General features: G+C 49.7%; 17 protein-coding genes and 1 tRNA gene. 7 read left to right on the forward strand and 11 right to left on the reverse strand.

What is annotated here, in order from left to right; translation table 11 throughout:
- Nucleotides 1–11: 11 nt before the first annotated feature.
- Nucleotides 12–758 (reverse strand): Uma2 family endonuclease, encoded by a 747-nt coding sequence (locus tag H6G00_RS32470; RefSeq protein WP_190799895.1) that lies wholly within the window; start codon nt 756–758, stop codon nt 12–14.
- Between the two features lie 83 nt (nt 759–841).
- The gene (locus tag H6G00_RS32475; protein WP_190799896.1) at nt 842–2548 is read right to left on the reverse strand and encodes a transglutaminase domain-containing protein; all 1707 of its coding nucleotides are present in this window, start codon (nt 2546–2548) and stop codon (nt 842–844) included.
- A gap of 126 nt (nt 2549–2674) precedes the next feature.
- Here H6G00_RS32475 and bioF point away from each other — a divergent pair, with 126 nt between their 5' ends.
- Nucleotides 2675–3859, forward strand: coding sequence for an 8-amino-7-oxononanoate synthase (bioF, locus tag H6G00_RS32480; protein ID WP_190799897.1), 1185 nt, complete (start codon nt 2675–2677; stop codon nt 3857–3859).
- A gap of 97 nt (nt 3860–3956) precedes the next feature.
- Here bioF and H6G00_RS32485 read toward each other — a convergent pair whose 3' ends face one another.
- Nucleotides 3957–4544 carry a general stress protein gene (locus tag H6G00_RS32485; protein WP_190799898.1) on the reverse strand — a complete coding sequence of 196 codons (588 nt, stop codon included), beginning with the start codon at nt 4542–4544 and terminating at the stop codon, nt 3957–3959.
- 201 nt (nt 4545–4745) lie between these two features.
- Nucleotides 4746–5054, reverse strand: coding sequence for a TMEM14 family protein (locus tag H6G00_RS32490; protein WP_190686904.1), 309 nt, complete (start codon nt 5052–5054; stop codon nt 4746–4748).
- An 80-nt stretch (nt 5055–5134) separates the two neighbouring features.
- On the opposite strand from H6G00_RS32490, the gene H6G00_RS32495 reads away from it, so the two are divergent.
- On the forward strand, nt 5135–6448 hold the full coding sequence (locus H6G00_RS32495; RefSeq protein ID WP_190799899.1) for an ATP-binding protein: 1314 nt from the start codon (nt 5135–5137) through the stop codon (nt 6446–6448).
- Between the two features lie 4 nt (nt 6449–6452).
- Here H6G00_RS32495 and H6G00_RS32500 read toward each other — a convergent pair.
- Nucleotides 6453–6525 (reverse strand) — tRNA-Arg (locus tag H6G00_RS32500).
- Between the two features lie 37 nt (nt 6526–6562).
- Between H6G00_RS32500 and H6G00_RS32505 the strand changes: the two genes are divergently transcribed.
- The gene (locus tag H6G00_RS32505; protein WP_190642658.1) at nt 6563–7036 is read left to right on the forward strand and encodes a low molecular weight protein-tyrosine-phosphatase; all 474 of its coding nucleotides are present in this window, start codon (nt 6563–6565) and stop codon (nt 7034–7036) included.
- A 37-nt stretch (nt 7037–7073) separates the two neighbouring features.
- Here H6G00_RS32505 and H6G00_RS32510 read toward each other — a convergent pair whose 3' ends face one another.
- Nucleotides 7074–7739: a response regulator transcription factor gene (locus H6G00_RS32510; RefSeq protein WP_190642659.1), complete on the reverse strand. Its 666-nt coding sequence runs from the start codon at nt 7737–7739 to the stop codon at nt 7074–7076.
- A 382-nt stretch (nt 7740–8121) separates the two neighbouring features.
- Here H6G00_RS32510 and H6G00_RS32515 point away from each other — a divergent pair, with 382 nt between their 5' ends.
- Entirely contained in the window at nt 8122–9198 is a 1077-nt protein-coding gene (locus tag H6G00_RS32515) for a Gfo/Idh/MocA family oxidoreductase (RefSeq protein WP_190799900.1), read from the forward strand.
- Nucleotides 9199–9568: 370 nt separating this feature from the next.
- On the opposite strand, the gene H6G00_RS32520 is transcribed toward H6G00_RS32515, so the two are convergent.
- On the reverse strand, nt 9569–9832 hold the full coding sequence (locus H6G00_RS32520) for a DUF370 domain-containing protein (protein ID WP_190642661.1): 264 nt from the start codon (nt 9830–9832) through the stop codon (nt 9569–9571).
- A 251-nt stretch (nt 9833–10083) separates the two neighbouring features.
- Between H6G00_RS32520 and H6G00_RS32525 the strand changes: the two genes are divergently transcribed.
- The gene (locus H6G00_RS32525) at nt 10084–11796 is read left to right on the forward strand and encodes an NFACT RNA binding domain-containing protein (protein ID WP_190799930.1); all 1713 of its coding nucleotides are present in this window, start codon (nt 10084–10086) and stop codon (nt 11794–11796) included.
- A 182-nt stretch (nt 11797–11978) separates the two neighbouring features.
- Here the strand turns inward: H6G00_RS32525 and psaJ are convergent, their stop codons facing one another.
- Entirely contained in the window at nt 11979–12113 is a 135-nt protein-coding gene (gene psaJ / locus H6G00_RS32530; RefSeq protein WP_190642662.1) for a photosystem I reaction center subunit IX, read from the reverse strand.
- A 156-nt stretch (nt 12114–12269) separates the two neighbouring features.
- Nucleotides 12270–12752 (reverse strand): Photosystem I reaction center subunit III, encoded by a 483-nt coding sequence (locus H6G00_RS32535; RefSeq protein ID WP_190799901.1) that lies wholly within the window; start codon nt 12750–12752, stop codon nt 12270–12272.
- Between the two features lie 171 nt (nt 12753–12923).
- Between H6G00_RS32535 and tsaD the strand changes: the two genes are divergently transcribed.
- Complete coding sequence (gene tsaD / locus H6G00_RS32540; protein WP_190799902.1) at nt 12924–13967, forward strand: tRNA (adenosine(37)-N6)-threonylcarbamoyltransferase complex transferase subunit TsaD; 1044 nt, start codon at nt 12924–12926, stop codon at nt 13965–13967.
- Nucleotides 13968–14041: 74 nt separating this feature from the next.
- Here tsaD and H6G00_RS32545 read toward each other — a convergent pair whose 3' ends face one another.
- Both H6G00_RS32545 and H6G00_RS32550 read right to left on the reverse strand, forming a co-directional pair.
- Nucleotides 14042–15043 (reverse strand): alpha/beta hydrolase, encoded by a 1002-nt coding sequence (locus H6G00_RS32545; RefSeq protein ID WP_190799903.1) that lies wholly within the window; start codon nt 15041–15043, stop codon nt 14042–14044.
- 49 nt (nt 15044–15092) lie between these two features.
- On the reverse strand, nt 15093–16463 hold the full coding sequence (locus H6G00_RS32550; RefSeq protein WP_190799904.1) for a proton extrusion protein PcxA: 1371 nt from the start codon (nt 16461–16463) through the stop codon (nt 15093–15095).
- Nucleotides 16464–16777: 314 nt separating this feature from the next.
- Between H6G00_RS32550 and H6G00_RS32555 the strand changes: the two genes are divergently transcribed.
- The gene (locus H6G00_RS32555; protein ID WP_347278255.1) at nt 16778–18922 is read left to right on the forward strand and encodes a recombinase family protein; all 2145 of its coding nucleotides are present in this window, start codon (nt 16778–16780) and stop codon (nt 18920–18922) included.
- The last annotated feature ends 84 nt before the right edge of the window (nt 18923–19006 follow it).

A 19006-nucleotide genomic window follows, 5' to 3' on the forward strand; every position in this document is an offset into this window, starting at 1 on the left:
TTCACTAAAAGCTACGGTTGATTAGGATCAATCCCAAGCGATCGCAACCGTTCTGCCAGGATTGCTGCTTGCTGCTCAGCAGCTTCTCGCTGTTGGCGTTCTTGTTTTAGCTGCGCCGAAGTTTGCTCTAGTTGAGCTGAAGTTCGCTCAGATTGAATGGCTGCTTGCGCTGCTGCCTCTTCAGGCGTTGGCACTTTTTCCCCTTCTAACGTGAAGTAGCGTAGCTGGTTTGTCTCGACTCCTAAGAATAAGCCCAGTTCTTCACTCCAGCGCCATCCTTGATGAGTGGGGGCGATCGCTTGGTACTCATGTCCGTTCAGCCGAAACCCTTCAAACTCAAAAGTCTCTGGCGAGAACCAGAAATATTCAGGAGTGCGAAACCGATCCTGATAGAGAACTTTCTTCAAATTGCGATCAACTGTAGCGGTCGAGTTCGAGAGCAGTTCAATGATCAGGTTGGGGTATTTGCCATCTTCCTCCCACACTACCCAGGCGTTACGAGATCGCTTCTCAGTTTGTTTTACCAAAAAGAAATCAGGTCCTCGAAAGTCCCGGTTCTTGAGTTGCTGCCGACTAAAGTAGATCGTCAGGTTTGCCCCAATGAAGAAATCGTTTTGGTCACGCCACAGCCATTCTAGACAGGTAACTAGCAGCAAAAGCTGCATATAGTGAAGCGAACTCTCCATTTCCGGCTCATCACTCAAAAGCTGACTGGCATCTGGCATCAGTTTTTCTAGTTCCTGGGCAGTTAGAGCCATTGAGTTCCTCAACGTTGCAGATGTGCTTTTATTATGGCGGCAAGGATTGGATTAGTACATGGGTTTTAGTTTTGATTCAGAGATCAGGTGGGAGGAGCCAGTTCTCCCAAAATGGTGAAGCGAATGTGGTTGATTGCCAGGTCGCCAATTGACAGGTCAAAGCTGGCATCTGGAGTCTTTAAAGTCTCAAAGGGAATGCCTTTGGCAATCTCGGCGTGATACCAGGGCAGACCCATGAAAAAGCGTGTAGGGTAAGGACCGCCTTCGATCACATCATCCACGTTGGATTCCATCGGTAGCCAGCCAAAACCAGGAACGTAAAACTCAAGCCAGACGTGGTTAAAGTCAGGCTGCAGAGGCACTCCTTGGCGATCGGCGGGTTGTGGACATTTGTAGCGACCAACCGTTCGGCAGGCGATGCCATTGATTCGGGCTAGCGCTAACAGCAAGCCAACATATTCACCGCAAGAGCCAACACCGCGTTCCAAAGCTACGTCGGGGGTGTCGATGTGCGGCTTGATGCCGTAGGAAAGGCGATCGTAAACGTAGTTGCGGACTTTCAGAATTTTACGCAGCAGGTTGGTTTCGGTGCCGATCGCCTCTTGTGCAGCGGCTTGAATGACGGGCGTATCCATCGCCAACTCATCATCATCCACCAGATAGCGCGACTGAAACTCAGCCGATAGCGCCGGAGCCCGGTCAACGTCATCAAAGGTAAAGCGATATTTGATTCCACGGACTTCTAGCAGCGCTTTCCAGCCAAATAGTCGCCCCTCGTCAGGTTGCAACGAGTCGAATTTGAACACAGCAACACGCTGTCCTTCCTGGATTTCTTCCTGAAAGGGCATTCCAATCGGTTCAACCCGCTTTACGGTCTGGCGTGGTGTGTCTGCGGGCAGGGCAATCCGCCACTCTAAACCGTTAACCTGCACTTCCTCTAGCGGCAGCAGTTCTTCGATATAAGACATTTCGATCAGGTAGCCGTTTGACAGAGCGTAATGCTTGTCTTTGTCAACGTGGAAATGCAGCGGGTGAATAAAGGTGCGATCGCGAAAGCTAAGCTGATAAGGATCTTCGGAGTTAGGATCATCCCGAATGTATGCTTCTTCCCCAGCGTAGGCAACGTAGAGAATTGTTTCCTGGGTTTGGGAATCGGTGTAAAAGGCAATTCCAGAAGGGGAGTCAAACGGGGTGAGAATGCTGAAGTTGACTTCTCCAGTGGCTCGATCCATGCAGTAAACCGTTTGCTCGGTGCGATCGCACACCCACAGTTCTTCATCCCGCACGGACAGGTTTTCAGCTCCCACACCGGGGGCAGCAAACCGTGTAATCTGCTGTCCGGTTCGACGGTCAAAAATGAGAATGTAGCCGGACTTTTGACAAGCAACATACACCGTAGACTGCCACACCGCTACACCATCCGCTGGATAAGGCAAGGTGGCAAAATGCTTGGGCGTAGGGTCAGCTAACGTACACGAAAAGACATCGTGATCTCGCGTAAACCAGATTGTGTCCTCCCACACCGCTAGACCCGCCGCATCAAGAAAATCTTGCACATTGTGAGGGTTAAGGACTGTGGTATTGTCGCTGGCGGGATCGACCTTGACCAAATAGCCTCGCACTGCATCAACCGCAATCAGGTCATCTCCCATTGCAGCTAGACCATGCAGGGCATAAACCCCGATGGGCCTGATCGTTCGATGTTGTGGCGAAAATCGAGACGGCAAGGCGATCGGTTCAGGGGGGGAGTTGGGCTTCAGTTGCTCAGATTGGGTAGAGTCAAGCAGCATAATAGGCGAGCGGTGGTAGGGCGATGGGGTGAAATCCCTCTCATCATAAACAAAACTCTTGGACTGCTAATGTATTGAGGCAAGCAGGTTTGGCAGGATGAGAGATGAGAAGATGAGGGATAAAGGATGAGGGATGAGGCAAGTCCTTATGCTTGGATTGGGCAAGCGATGCAGACGATCCGACGGGCAAATTGGTATCGCGCTGTCAGGACGGTAGAGGGGCGATCAGGTGCAGTGGTCAAGCTAGATGGACGCAAGGTCTTGAATTTTGCCAGTAACGACTACCTGGGGCTGGCGGCAGATGAGCGGCTGATCCGGGCGGCGATCGCTGCGACTCAGGAGTTTGGCACGGGCAGTACAGGTTCTCGCTTAATCACCGGACATCGATCATTGCATCGACAGTTAGAAGGGGCGATCGCCAAGCTAAAGCAAACTGAAGACGCGCTGGTGTTTAGCTCTGGCTATCTGGCAAACCTGGGGACAATTGCTGCTCTAGTAGGGCAACGGGACTTGGTCTTATCGGACGAATACAACCACTCTAGCTTGAAAAACGGGGCAGTTCTCAGCAAGGCAACGGTGCTGGAATATGCTCACTGTGACCTGGCAGATTTGCAGACGAAGCTGGCGCAGCAGCGCGATCGCTTTCGACGTTGCCTGATCATCACCGATAGCGTTTTTAGCATGGATGGCGATCTGTGTCCGCTGCCAGAGTTGTTAAATCTGGCAGACCAGTTTGGCTGTATGGTGCTGGTCGATGAGGCTCACGCGACGGGCGTTTTGGGGGAAACAGGGGCGGGCTGTGTCGAGCACTTTGGTTGCACTGGGCGATCGCTAATTCAGGTAGGCACCTTGAGCAAGGCGTTGGGTAGCCTGGGCGGATATGTAACGGGCAGTGCAGAGCTGATCGACTTTTTGCGAAACCGATCGCCCGGATGGATCTACACTACTGGGCTATCTCCCGCTGATACTGCTGCTGCGCTAGAGGCGATCGCTATCATTCAGCAAGAGCCAGAACGCCGTCAGCAGCTTTGGCAAAACGTTCACCAGCTTCAGCAACAGATCCACGATCGCCCAAGTAATACTTTCCCCAATCGCTTCAAACTGATTCCTAGTGAGTCACCCATTCTTTGCCTACAAGTGTCCGATGCAGAAAAGGCGATCGCCATTGGCCAGCATCTTCAAGAGCAGGGCATTTTTGCTGCCGCTATCCGTCCGCCCACTGTACCTACTAGCCGCATTCGCATTACCGTCATGGCAACGCATCAGCTTTCTCAGATTCAGCGGCTTGTAGAAGCGCTGTTTTCTAACTAGAGATCATCAGAAGGACGAGGATCGAGAAGGCAAAAGCAGATAAGGGCACCGACAAAAGGTGCCCCGACCTATTGGCTATTATCCGACGCACCCAATACTAGAATCGTCCTGGCGTTGGGTTACTGATACCCGCAGCGGGGTTCCCAACAGCTCCCGGAATGCCATAGAAGTCCCAATCCCGAATTCCTCGATTGTTCAAAATCGCTTCGGCAGTGCGGACATCGTCTGACGAACCTTCCAGAACTAAAACGTAGTCTCCCTGTTCGAGGCGATCGCCATAGTATTGCGCCCGCTCTTCGGGAACTCCCCAACCAATCAACGCACCGGCCAAACCGCCCCCGGCGGCACCAATTCCACTGCCTAGCAGGGTATTAGCTAGCACAATACCGACTTCAGCAGCAGGTCCAACTCCGGGAATTGCCAAAACTCCCAATCCACCGATTAAGCCCAGCAGTCCACCAGTGGCAGAACCTGCAACGGCTCCGGCTCCAGCTCCGCCTTTCACCTGCTCTTCCTTCGGATTCATGTCAGCATCAGATATTTGATCTTTGCCCTTCGCGTTACGAGCAATGATCGAAACCCGATCCATGTTGAAACCTGCATCTCTTAGCTCCTGCAGAGCCATTTCTGCATCTTGACGACTGGAGAAGACTCCAATAGCACGTCCGTATTGACCAATAGTCATAACTTTCTCCTTCTGCCTAACAGGTTTCCAACCTGCATCCAGCAAGCTGTGTTTCGTGCTTTTGCGTACAGCTCTATTGTTCTCACTGTGCCTTAGATCTTCATCAGCCCACAGGGATAAGGGAATATCGGCCAATAGAGAGGAAGGATGGAGGATGAGAAAGTAAGAGATGAAGAGCTATGACCAGACGGCCATCACTCCCTACAAGTTTTGCAGAATGGGAATGAATGCTACGGCTCCAGCAATGATCATGAGTCCAGCAGGCATGAATTTACGCGTTTTGGATAGCCGCACTGCAAAAACGATGATGAGTGCAACCGTCACGATCGCCGCTAGCCACAGCCCTCCACTAATTCCAGTCAAGGACAAGATGCCAGCCAAAATCAGCAGTGCGCCGCTGACGCTACCCGAAATAAGAGAAGTTTTGCTCTGCGCCTGAACGTAGCCGATGATGCCGCCCACGATAGAGAGAATGCCGTAGGCGATCGCTGCCACAATAGCTAAATTCATAGGTTCTTGGATTTTTTGGATTTTAAGGATTTAGGGGTTAAATTCTAGCGGAGTAACACGCGCCCATTTACAGTAATGAAATGGATGCCCAAGTCACTCACCCAATTCAATTTCTTCAGCGGCAAGCCGCTTCTTTGCTAATTTACCAGTCTGTCCTTAGCAGCGAAGTTGGAGTAGCTTTTCTTAACCTGCTGCAAGCTTTGCGACAGCCTGACTCCGACGGCATAAACTGTCTTCGAGCCTATGGCGATTGGTTTAATGCTCTGGCGATTCAGCGGCAAAGCTGGCAAGATCACCTGTTGACGCAGCTCCTCCGGGCTGAAAATCCCTTTAGCCAGCAGGCTCAGCGAACCGATTTAGCTAGCTTGCCGCCACCCTTACTGGCGGCTGCCCAGCACGATTTACAGGTTTTGCAACATCTCTATGCCTGTAGTAGTCAGCAACTTAGCCAGTGGGTACAGGCAGCAGCAGCACTACCCGTTGCCCCAACAGCTTGGGATCAAACTCGCACGGGACATCCTCAGGCGGGGTTAGGGGGTATTCGCAAGCTACCACTATGGGTCAAGCTAGAAGGCATTGAAGATTGGTCAGGCGTGCTAGAAGATTTAGCTGCCTATTACCGCAAAGCTGGAGCTGGACTGTTTTCTGAATATCGCGCTGCACGTTGGCAGTTTGGCAAGCTCACAGGAATTCCCTGTCCCGACCTGGTGCGACTTAAGGAATTGACGGGCTACGAGGCGCAGCAGGAGGCGTTAATTAAGAACACAGAAGCGCTGCTGGCGGGCTATCCAGCGCTGCATGTGTTGCTCTATGGCAGTCGCGGCTCGGGCAAATCGTCGCTGGTGAAGGCGATGTTGACTCGCTATGCAGAGCAGGGCTTGCGGCTAATTGAAGTAGCAAAGGCTGACCTTCAAGATTTGCCTGCCATAGTGGATCAGTTGCGAGGAGTGCCACAAAAATTCATTATCTTTGTAGACGATTTGTCCTTTGAGGAAGATGAAGACGCTTATAAAGCGCTTAAAGTCGTTCTCGAAGGAAACCTAACAGCTCGACCGCAGAACATGGTGGTTTACGCCACTTCTAATCGACGGCACTTGATTCGTGAGTTTTTTGGCGATCGCCCCCGCCCCAGCGACGCAGACGAAATTCATAGCTGGGATACGGTGCAAGAAAAGCTCTCGTTTAGCGATCGCTTTGGCTTAACGCTCACCTTTGAACCTGCAGATCAAAAGACCTATCTGGCGATCGTGCATCACCTGGCAAGTTTGGCAGAAATTCCCTTGACAGCCCAGGAACTGGAATATCAGGCGCTGCAATGGGCAACCCGTCACAATGGGCGATCGGGTCGCACTGCCCGCCAGTTCATTGACTTTCTACGTGCGAATCTCTTGTAAAGTACGAGCATGGAGGGATTCGAACCCCCGACCCTCAGGACCGGAACCTGATGCTCTATCCACTGAGCTACATGCCCTTAAACCTGAAGCGAGTATAGCATTTATAGGATTTTCATGCCTTACAAGTTACTATTTGTTTGCCTGGGAAATATTTGCCGCTCTCCTTCTGCGGAAAACATCATGGATCATCTGATTCAGCAGGAAGGATTGAGTGACCAGATTGTCTGCGACTCGGCTGGCACCTCTAGCTACCACATTGGCAGCCCACCCGATCGCCGCATGTCCGCTGCTGCCAACAAACGCGGTATCACCCTCACCGGTCAAGCTCGTCAATTTCATCCTGAAGATTTCGAGAAATTTGACCTGATCTTGGCGATGGACAAAGAAAATCGTCGCGACATCTTAACGCTCGACCTCAAAGAACAATATGGCGACAAGGTTAAGCTGATGTGCGACTTTTGCCGCCATCATCCCGATCAGGAAGTTCCCGATCCTTACTACGGCGGCACTGAAGGTTTCAATTATGTGATCAATTTGCTGCTGGATGCCTGTGAGGGGCTACTGGAGAAGGTAAAGGATGAGATATGAAGCGGTTCATTTCCCGTCCTTCATTCGTCCTTCATTCCTACTCCACCAAGTGATGCTCCATCGCAAACCGTACTAGCTCGGCTCGATTGTTAGTTTCGGTTTTGCGGAGCAGGCTACTCACATATTTTTCGACAGTGCGCGAACTTAGGTGAAGGCGATCGCCAATTTGAGAGTTAGAAAGCCCATCCGTTAGCAGATCTAGCACTTCCCATTCGCGAGGAGTGAGATCGAGGGCAATGGCGATCGCACTTGACTTAGGTTGTTCGTTTGGTAGATGTGGACTTTCGGCTTCTGTGGTGGGCGGTCGCATTCGCCAATCTAGCTGAATCATCTGCACCCGCTCCAGCAAGTTACGAATTACGGCTCCCAATTCTTCTAAATCAAAAGGCTTCGGCAAATAGGCATCACAGCCAAGCTGATAGCCTAGAATTCGCTCTTGAGTATTGGTGCGAGCGGTCAAAAAAATCACAGGCAATAGCCGAAACGCTGGCTGTCGGCGCACCTGTCTTACTAATTCATAGCCATCCATCTGCGGCATTGTGATATCTGTCACAATCAGATGGGGCTGATATTGATCGACCATAGCCAAAGCCTTTCGACCATCCTCAGCCGAAACAACTAAATATCCAGAAAGTTCGAGGTAGTCACTGATTGACAAACGAGTGCCAGGATCATCATCAGCAACAAGGATGGTCAGGGGCATGAGGTGCAGACAAATACATAATCACTCTTAGCCTAAGCCAAGATCGTCCTACGCGATTGCCAGAGGGACGACTTTTCTAAATCATTACACCGGATCAAGCAGAATATGACGTCAAGAGGATCGCTATCTACCTCTTCAGAGTAACGCATCCCCTCAATCTCAATTGCGTCACAAACAGAAAAGCGTAGCCAGGAAGAAAACTGACACATTTTTAGTAAAGCAAAGTCAGTCACGTTGCACAATAAATGGAAGCACCGTATTCGATTTAAACCAAACTTCGGAATTCTTTATATAAAGACCATCGTGATACTATCTGGTTGGTCTGACGACTGCACAGCAGTCACTTTTTCGGCGTGATTTCATGGTGTAGGAGACAACAGGAGTGCAAGAGAGTACCTCTGTGGGGTGTGCCAGTTCCCACTTACAGCGCAGCCAACCTGAGCCCATTCGGGTTGGTGTGATCGGAGTCGGCAGCATGGGACAAAAGCATACTAGAGTTCTCAGTCTGCTAAAAGATGTCGAGCTTGTAGGTGTCTCAGATGTAAACGTTGAGCGAGGTCTAGATACTGCTAGCAAATATCGCGCCCGCTTTTTTGAAGACTATCGCGAGTTACTCAAACATGTTGATGCGGTTTGCATTGCCGTTCCAACGCTGTTGCACCACGTCGTAGGACTGACCTGCCTTCATGCAGGCGTGCATGTACTCATCGAAAAACCGATCGCCGCCAGCATTGCTGAAGCCGAATCACTCGTCAACGCTGCTGCGGAATCACACTGTATTTTGCAGGTCGGTCACATAGAGCGCTTTAACCCTGCTTTTCAGGAACTCAGCAAAGTGCTGAATACTGAAGAATTGCTGGCATTAGAGGCTCATCGCATGAGCCCTTATTCTGACCGAGCCAACGATGTTTCGGTCGTGCTAGATCTGATGATTCATGATATTGATCTGCTGCTAGAGCTAGCAGGTGCGCCCATCGCCAAGCTGACAGCTAGTGGCAGTCGAGCAGCAGATTCAGGCTATCTAGATTATGTGACTGCTACCTTGGGCTTTGCTAATGGCATCGTTGCAACCCTAACGGCTAGCAAGGTAACGCATCGAAAGATTCGCCGCATTGCCGCTCACTGCAAAAATTCTTTGACTGAGGCAGATTTTCTCAACAATGAGATCCTGATCCACCGCCAAACGACCGCAAATTGCCTGACGGACTATGGGCAGGTGCTTTATCGGCAGGATGGGTTAATTGAAAAAGTTTACACCAGCAATATTGAACCGCTTCATGCTGAGCTAGAGCATTTTGTCCACTGTGTTCGAGGGGGAAACCAACCTTCGGTAGGAGGGGAACAAGCCCTTAAAGCTTTGCGCCTGGCTAGCCAAATTGAACAAATGGCAATGGATGGGCAAGTGTGGGAACACTGCGACATTAATCTCAGTACCAATGCTACTGTGAAAATTTCGTAGCCTGCTCAAAACACATTTTCAGGCAACACACTTTTAAGCGATAGTGCCTGAGCTACCAAAATGTCCATCTGAAGTGTCCATCCGATGGATATCAAACTATCAAAACGTTTCAACCAAGGGAATGTTTTTCGGGTTCGGCTTTTCCTAAAGTTGAGTTAGGAGTAGGTGATTTAATAGGTTGAGTGCGATCGCTAGTCTATTTCAGCACGACCTAAAATGCTTTGGTAAGCAACGCTGCAGTTAAATAGAAATATAGTTTTACTGCACTAAGTTAGTTAATACCGCCTCAAATTCTGGGTCAAACTTATGCCCTCACCTTGAATGTTTTATGAGCGCTTTAGGAAGTAGCAACCGCTCAAAAAAATCAGTTTTAATCATCGCTTGCACCGTCTTTACTAACCACAAAACGATTAGCAACGGTTTCGGGTTGAATTGCAGAAAGAATAATGTGACCAGAATCAGTAATAATCACTGCCCGAGTACGACGACCGTATGTAGCATCAACAAGCTGTCCGCGATCGCGAGCGTCAGTAATGATACGTTTAATAGGGGCGGATTCTGGACTCACAATAGCTATCACTCGGTTGGCGGATACGATGTTACCAAAACCGATATTGATCAGCTTAATGTCCATAATAAATAGAATGACCTAGCCGAGTAAAGGTTTAAAAAGTCTTAATCTCAATACTATCGACAAAAAAAATGACCAACAAGCTTAAATTCCCGAAAATCTCCGTTCTTTGCTTTTATTCTCCGTTTTTTCTACCTTTTGACATAAATTCTTTGACTTAAGAGCCTATGATCGGCTAGCCATCCTAATTGAAATTTCTCAAGTTGAATGAAGCGACTGACTCAATTTTGTTGTGATTGGAAAGATGTTCTGCTTTGCAACCCGTTGACTTTACGACTCTCATGGCTGCCTGCGCGGAATTGCAGGCAGATTGGTTGCCTGCTCGACTAGAGCAGGTCTATCAACGCGATCGCCACACCATCGCGTTGGCTCTGCGAACCTTAGATCAGCGAGCCTGGCTGACGCTGTCCTGGCATCCTCAAGCTGCTCGCGTTTGCATTGGCGACCCCCCGCCGCGTGTACCAGATACCTTTACCTTTAGCCAACAGCTTCAGCATCAGCTAAAGGGGTTGGCGCTGGTGACGATTAAGGCGATCGCTCCCTGGGAACGCGTTCTCGACCTGCAGTTTGCCCGTCGCCCGGGCGAAGACGCACTCTGGCATCTTTACGTCGAGATCATGGGCAAATACAGCAACGTGATTTTGACTAACCAGGAAGATCTCATCGTCACGGCGGCGCATCAGGTCAGTTCCCAACAGTCGAGCGTACGCCCAATTCAAACGGGGCAACCTTACGAAGTTCCGCCCGCGCTGACTGATCCTGCTCCCAGCTTGAGTGAGGCTCAATCCCGCTGGCGTGAGCGAATTAGTCTTGTTCCTGGCTCGTTAAAGCGCAATATCCTGAAAAGCTATCGGGGACTCAGTTCTACTCTGATTGCTTCAATGGCACAGGCTGTTGAACTGAAGCCCGATCAACCGACGGATAGCTTAAGCGATCGCCACTGGCAACAGCTATTTGACTGCTGGCAAACCTGGCTACGAGCACTAGAGCAACAGCAGTTTCAACCGGGTTGGCTGATGCAGGGCTATACCGTTATGGGTTGGGGCACTGTTGAACCTGTCAAGTCTGTGCAGGATTTGCTCAACCGCTACTACACTGACCAGCTCAATCAGCAGGAATTTTCACAGCTGCGCCACCAAATTGGACAAAAATTAAGCAACATTCTAAAAAAGTTAAACATTAAAGCGCAGGACTTTCGAACTCGTCTCCAGCAGTCCGACCAGGCAGACGACTATCGAGAACAGGCAGATTTGCTGATGGCGCATCTGCACGAATGGCAACCGGGGATGAAAGCGATCGCCCTGGCTGATTTCACCACCGAAAAACCGATTACCATTCCGCTCAATCCAGAAAAAAACGCCGTCCAAAATGCTCAAGCGCTTTACAAACGACATCAGAAGTTGAAGCGATCGCGAGCGGCGCTAATTCCCTTGTTAGATGAAGTCCAGGCAGAAATCGCTTATTTGGAGCAAGTCGAAGTCGCCATTTCCCAGCCAGAGCAATACCAAACTCCCGATGATCTGCTTTCCCTCGCAGAAATTCGCGATGAACTGATCCAGCAAAAATATCTTGAAGCCCCTGACCGCCGTAGTTCTGCCCCTCCCAGCCCCGATTTTCGTCGGCAGCAAACGCCCGGGGGGCACGAAGTTCTAATTGGACGCAACAACCGCCAAAACGATCAGCTAACTTTCCGTTTGGCGGGAGACTATGACCTCTGGTTTCACGCTCAGGAAATTCCCGGTAGCCATGTGCTGCTCAGGCTTCAGGCAGGTGACGTTCCTGATGAAGCAGACCTCCAATTCACGGCTGACCTGACCGCCTACTACAGCCGCGCTCGTCAAAGCGAACAAGTTCCCATTATTTACACTGAACCTAAACACGTCTACAAACCCAAAGGCGCAAAGCCTGGAATCGCCATCTACAAAAACGAACGGGTAATTTGGGGGCAACCTCAGCGGGTGAAGTAGACCGGAATACTGATTCGTATTTCACCGATTTGTATGTCATGAAAAAATGGGCACGAGTCTGCACTCTTTGCCCATTACGTAGTCGCTTACAGCAACGCCATAGACTAAAACACATCACAGCTTAAGCGATGTACTTTTTATCTATGGCGTTGATTTCAAAACTAACGAAATCTTGTCAAAACCTACGGCAGCGGGTGGAACAGCAGGTCAGGGAAAAAGCGGTTAAATTCAATCAAAGCTCCAGCAATAACAAACAGGCAAGCTGTCGCGAACACGGGAGCGGTCGATAGATATTTCAGGAGATACTGCGATTGCATGAATATGCTCCAAACTTCAGAAGATGAATTAAGTTGTCGGTTGTGTAGGTTGGGTTAGCGCTAGCGTAACCCAATAAAACTGAAGTCAATGCTGGATTATCACGAGAGTTCGATCTAACCCAATTCAGCAAGTTTGTCAGCTAGAAGTTAACAGAATTAGCGAGGTGAAATTGGAATTTCTTCTTCTTTCGCGACTAATTCGCCACTCAATAACTCTTTAATGGCTGCTAGGGGCCAAAGGAGAGAAGAGAGGATGATACCAATGGCACGAGGCACATCGATAATGACTTCATTCATTTCAGGGTCTTTTTCACCGCGTACCGAGATTAGGTAAGAGCGACCAGACCAGCCAATCAATCCGGCAATGTAAAGGAAGAGAATGCCAGGAATAAGAAACTCGCCTGCATGATTCAGACGACCATCTACAACCAAATGGGGCAAACCTTCGGGACCACAAAGCAGATTTTCACCGTAGAAATCAAATCGCTTTTTAGCTTGTTCTGTCTTAGCGTTAGAGGCACGCTGTTGAAAAGCGGGGGTGTCAGCGCAGGGGGTTAGCCCAGAGACATCAGCAGAGGCAGGAGGTGCAAAACCTGCCCATAGAAAAAGAACTAGCACTAGAGCAAACAATCGTTGCATGGAATTGTTTCCCTTTATTACAAAAAGCAAAGTCTTTTGTACAAAAAAATTAAGTTATTTGTACAAACAAAGTTGAACTTCAGAGCAATCATACTCTCACAGGGAAACCCAGTAAAGTTAAGCTTTTAAAAGAAATTGATTGAATAGAAATTTGGGCTTTTTTAGCAGCGTATGGCAACGATTTTGGCAATTGAAACGAGTTGTGATGAAACGAGCGTTGCGGTGGTGCGCGATTGCCAGGTGTTGAGCAATGTGGTTTCGTCTCAAATTGCCATTCACCAACAGTATGGCGGCGTGGTGCCAGAGGTGGCATCTCGTCAGCACGTAGAGATCATTAATTGGGCGCTCGCCCATTCCTTGGAGCAGGCTCAACTCGACTGGTCTGGAATTGATGGCATTGCTGCAACCGCTGCACCAGGGTTAGTCGGGGCACTGCTGGTCGGTCTAACGGCTGCAAAAACGCTGGCAATGCTGCATCAAAAGCCATTTCTAGGTGTGCATCACCTGGAAGGGCACATCTACGCTTCCTACTTAAGTGAACCGGCGCTGGAACCCCCGTTTCTCTGTTTGCTTGTCTCTGGGGGGCACACCAGCTTGATCTACGTCAAAGATTGCGGTCACTATGAGACGCTGGGTCAAACCCGTGACGATGCTGCTGGAGAAGCTTTTGACAAAGTAGCAAGGCTGATGAACTTGGGCTATCCGGGTGGACCCGTGATCGATCGACTGGCGGCTGAGGGCAATCCCCAGGCTTTTTCCTTGCCTGAAGGTCAGGTTTCCCTTCCAGAAGGCGGCTACCATCGCTATGACTCTAGCTTCAGTGGCTTAAAAACTGCTGTGCTGCGGTTGTCCCAAAAGCTGCAGCAGTCCGAGGGAGCTTTGCCTGTGGCGGATCTGGCTGCCAGTTTTCAGGATACGGTGGCGCGATCGCTCACCAAACGGGCGATCGCTTGTGCCCTTGACTATGGGCTAGACACCATTGCGGTTGGCGGTGGTGTTGCGGCTAACAAAGGGTTGCGTCGTCGCCTCCAAGCTGCCGCCGCGGAGCGCAATCTGCGTGTGCTGTTTCCGCCTATGCAGTTTTGTACTGATAATGCTGCGATGATTGGCTGTGCAGCCGCCGATCATTTCAACCGGGGACACAGATCACCGCTGACCTTGGGGACGCAATCTCGAATGGCGATCGCCAACGTCATGCAGCTTTATGCGACTTAGGAAATTTCTGAGCCAGGTTTTGTCCTCAAGGGGCAAATGACTGCTTGCTATCACCAAAACCTGATTTAACTCAATCAGAACTCATGCTTCGCGACAATCTTTTGAATTTGAGCTGCCACTTCCTCTGGCTGCTCAACCATCGCCAGGTGTCCACAGTCAGAAATTTCAACCACATTGTTGCCGCAGCATTCAAACGAAGGGTGAAAACTGGCCAAGTGACGAACGTACTGAGGTTCCATGATCGTGTCTTCTGCCCCAGCAATAAAGTACACAGGCTGCTGCAGTCGGGAAACAACCTGGGGCAGACTGTGAACCTCTGTCTCTGTCGTTGAGTCCAGTAGCGTTCCCAGAGCGGCTTCTGGATGTGCCGCGACCCAATCTACTAACCGCTGCTTACCCCACTGCCGCGTTAGTGGACGCGCCACATTCATCCGCGACATTGGCAGATCGAGCAGCGGCAAACGGCAGAGCCAGCGTGGACGCAGCTTGACCAACTGTTGCCCTGCTGCCCGAAACCGCTCAAACTCCTCTTTGAGGTAAATACCACCACCCGAATTTACACACACAACCCCTCTAATTTTCTGGGGTAGCTGATCGGCAGCCCATAGAGAAATACTGCCTCCCAAAGAATGACCTACCAACCAGGCAGTTGAAATTTCAAGCTGCTCCAGCAAAACAGTCAAGTCTTGTGCATAAGCAGCTGGAGCATATCGAGAAGGAACCGTTAAAGTAGCGTTTTGCTTTAGAACACTCGATTGAGCAACTGAACTAGTGCCATCAGGCTGAACTCGGTCGAACTGAGTTGAGCGATCGGATGAGCTGTTCTGCTCAGCAGCAGACATTTGTGGCGATGAAGCTTGACTGGAAGGCTTAGGGGTTACAGCTTGCGAGTGACCAAACCCTCGCAAGTCATAGGATAAGCATTGATAGTGAGGCGATAGCTGCTGAATGGTAGGCCGCCAATATTCACGGCTCAGCAGCCAGCCGTGAACAAAAACCAGAACGACAGAGCTATCTCTGGGAGGAGTTAGCTCATAGGCGTGAGGGACTCCCAGGACATCAACGGTTTTGACCATACTTCTATGGTATCTCGAAGCGCTCTGAAATCTGGCATTTCTGATCGCCTTACTCGTTCATCGTCTTGTAAGTCGCGACAGCCGAAGGCGAGATCCGATTCAAATATCGAAAGATCCAATACTTGAATACTGTATCTAAAATTACAGGAAAGGTTGCAATAAACAAGAAAATAAAATCTCGATTGGCAGGCAGTCCTAAGTGTCTAGAAACCCCCTCCAAGATGACTTCCCATCCATGAGGTGAGTGAAAACCGACGAAGGTATCAGTCAACAAAATAATAATAAAGGCTTTAGCGCTATCGCTAAGTCCATAAACCAACTCATCAAAAAATGACTTTAAAACTTCAATCTCTCGTTTGCTGAAGTAAATAACACCTGTAAATGCAATTAAAGAGATTAAGTCAGAAAAAACATTTTTAATTGCGTTAGAGCTTCTCTGGCGATATTCCTCCTCGATCTCAGATGCCCTGTGTCGTAATACTTCTGCGATCGCCTCTTCAGAAATAGGTGGAGCCTTACCAATGAAACTTTCAAACCTAATTCTCTCCTCATATCGGTGCAGTTCGTCTAGTGCCTCTTCTTCCATTTCTGCATTGAGAAAAACTTCAGCCTGCTCCTCATCTCGGAGAGAGTCAACCAAAGGTCCGATTAGAAAGTTCTTCGAGATTTGCTGAGTCAGTAGTGGAATGATAATGAGCAGCAGAATGAATCTTAAGGAAATAACGGTTCTGGCTTTAGAGCTACGGAAACTATCAACAACCTGCTCTTCCGCTTTAGGATCGAGTTCTCGTTTAATTCGATCTACCGTTCTTAGAATCGACCTGGGCAAAACTCCAGTTTTATCAGCAATAGAATCACCGTCGGTTGATAAATCTGGCTTAGGCTGCTTCTTGGCTGACTGATCCGGTGAATTATTTTGAGGTTCAATACGCCCTGACTGTCGCACTTTTACATCAGTAATCTGAGTGGATTCCGAAATTGAAATTAAGGAGGAAGGCTTTTGTCTGACAGAACTATAGCGAGCAAGAACCTCATCTACTATTCTGAGCTTCTTCAGAATAAGACCGGGTTTGTCGATAATGCTGATTGCACGTAAATCAGCATTTTCTTCTAACTGAATCTCGGTAATTTTTTGATTGGGAATCTGCAAAATGGAACTGCTGGTTTTGAACTCTGCCAGCCTCACTTTTGCAATGTTCAGGTACTTCGTTAGTTCTGATTGAAAGTAATCCTGTGCGCTCTTGCTATAAGTTCCATAGTCAGTCGATATTTTACTGCCACCAAAATGGGCATCTTCGATCGCTTTGATTCTTAAAGCGGCTTCATACGCCTCGTCTAAGGCACGCTCTGGTGTTCTCAGAAACCACTGATTAGCACCCTGCAAGTACCCTTTAATCGTTGCCAAAAGAGATGTTTTCATATGCGGTTTAGCGGGTGCCTGACATGTTTTCTAGCAGCTTATGTCTAAAGATATTCAACTTTTGTGTTTAAACAATCCAATTTATTCATACTAATCTTGAAGGAGTTGTGAAAGGGGTCCCTGACGAAGTGCTTTTCTCACGGACTGTTCGTCTTACTGTTGATTTAGGACCGCTGTAGATTTGGCAGGCAAGTAAACTTCAAGCTCAATAAACCTTGATAATGCCTAACTTATAATAAGGCTAGAAAACTTCCTAGTATTTAAAGGTTAAGGTACGTAGTATCATATCAAATCCGTCCTCCAGCTCATCCGTTGTGACTGCCTCTGTTTGGCTCGTCGGCTCAACTCGTAGTGGTAAGACGAGTCGCTTGATTGAGCAATTTCAGGTTCTAGCCCAGTTTTTTGCAGAACAGCCTCATCCTCATCCGGCTCCTGCTACGTTGGTCTTTGCTGCCAATGGAGATAATCGGATTGACCTGGCAGACCGCATTGCAGTAGCCACTCAAGCTCAATTTCCCTTTGATTCCACAACTCCACTTGGCTTTTTCCAGAGTGAGGTTGTGCTGTTTTGGCCTCTGCTGGCACAACAGTTGGGCTTAAAGACTCAATTTCCGCTGCGGCTGCGACCTGAGACTGAGCAGGAATTAGCGACGCGGCTATGGCGACCTGAGCTAGATGACGGACGGCTTAGTCAGGAAGGGGTAAGTGAGTATTATCTAGTGCGTCGGACACTCGATTTGCTGCAGCTAGCCGCAAGTGGGGGCATCCCCACAGAGGACATTGCCAGCGTCTTAAAGGATGGGTTCGCGGGGCAGGAGGGGTCGTCTGACCTCTGGGACTGTATGCAGGAAGTGTTGCTGCGCTGGCAGACGTGGTGTCTGGAGCGAGGACTGCTGACCTATGGGATTATTTCTCAGCTTTACTGGCGATATTTGTTGCCGCATCCCACTTATCAACAGCAGCTTAAACGCCGCTATCGGGCGATCGCCGCTGATGATGTGGATGAATACCCGGCGATCGCCCGTTTCCTCTTCGAGTTTTTGCTCGATCAGGGTATTCCCGGCGTGTTTAGCTATAACCCAGACGGTTCAATTCGATTAGGTTTGGGCGCTGATCCTGACTATCTAGCTGGATTAGCTGCACGGTGTCAGGTTGAAACCTTATCTCCCCAACCAGACAGTTTGACTGAAACCTGGGGTGAAACGATAGTGAACTGGATTCAAGAACCGCTATCGCTACCCGAGCTGCCAGATTCTATCTATTCAATTCAAACCACTTCTAGAGCACAACTGCTGCGCCAGACGGCAGAAGTGATCACAACGGCAATTCACTCTGGGCAGGTGCAGCCTCAGGAAGTAGCGGTGATTGGACCCGGTCTGGATGCGATCGCCCGATACACGCTGCGAGAAATTTTGACCAGTCGGGCGATCGCCGTCGAATCACTCAACGATCAGCAGCCGCTCAACAGTTCCCCCATGATTCGCGCTTTGCTAACCCTGATGGCATTTATCTATCCGGGGCTAGGGCATTTGATCAACCGCGATGCCGTTTCTGAAATGTTGGTCGTGCTGAGCCAAACTCCTGCCTTTGATGCGGGGCGATCGGGACTCGACCTAGCGAGAATTGATCCTGTGCGGGCAGGGTTACTAACCGACCACTGCTATCTTCCTGACTCCGAGCACCCCCAACTCCTTCCCGCTAATGCCTTCCCTCGCTGGGATCGGTTGGGTTACCAAGCAACTAGCTTCTATACCGACCTACTGCAATGGGTCGAGACGCAACAAATTCAGCAGCAACAACGCCTAATCCCTAATCCTGTTGTTCTGCTCGATCGTGCTACTCAGCGCTTCCTCTCGGGTGGTAGCAACTTACCCTACGACCAACTTGCCGCCCTCAGAGAACTGATGGAAACCGCCCAACATTACTGGGAGGTAGATAATCGGCTAAGACAAGCTGATGCAGCAGGTTCCGTAGCAAGTCGGGCAGAATCTCCAGTCTCTGCCAGCGTCGGACACTTCATTCAGCTACTGCGTGCCGGGACGATAACAGCAGACCCTTTTCCCGCTCGTCCAATTGGACCAACGAGTCAGGCAGTCACCCTGGCGACCATCTTTCAATACCGCTCAAACCGTCGTTTTCATCGCTGGCACTTCTGGCTTGATGCAGGTTCTGCCCTTTGGCTAACGGGGGGTGGACCTTTATTTGGCGCACCTCTATTTTTGCAATCTTGGTCAGGACGCCCCTGGACAGCGGCCGAAGCCACGGAAGCCGATCAGCAACGCCTCCAGCGCCAAATCTTAGACCTTCTTGGTCGAGTGGGTGAACGAGTCTACTTGTGCCACAGTGAACTAGCCACCAACGGGCAAGAGCAAAACGGGCCGCTACTCAACCTGGCAAATTCTGCCACAGCAGCCGTCTCTGAATATGCTCTAGAGGAATATGCTCCAGAGTTGGTTTGACAAAAGTGTTCAACTCAGTGCAAGTCATTCAATAAATTCCACCCGATAGAAATTTCTTTGTTTTCGCCGTTACCGCTTCCGTTG

Origin of the sequence: Leptolyngbya sp. FACHB-541 (genome assembly GCF_014695875.1) — a bacterium.
Lineage (GTDB): Bacteria > Cyanobacteriota > Cyanobacteriia > Elainellales > Elainellaceae > JAAUTN01.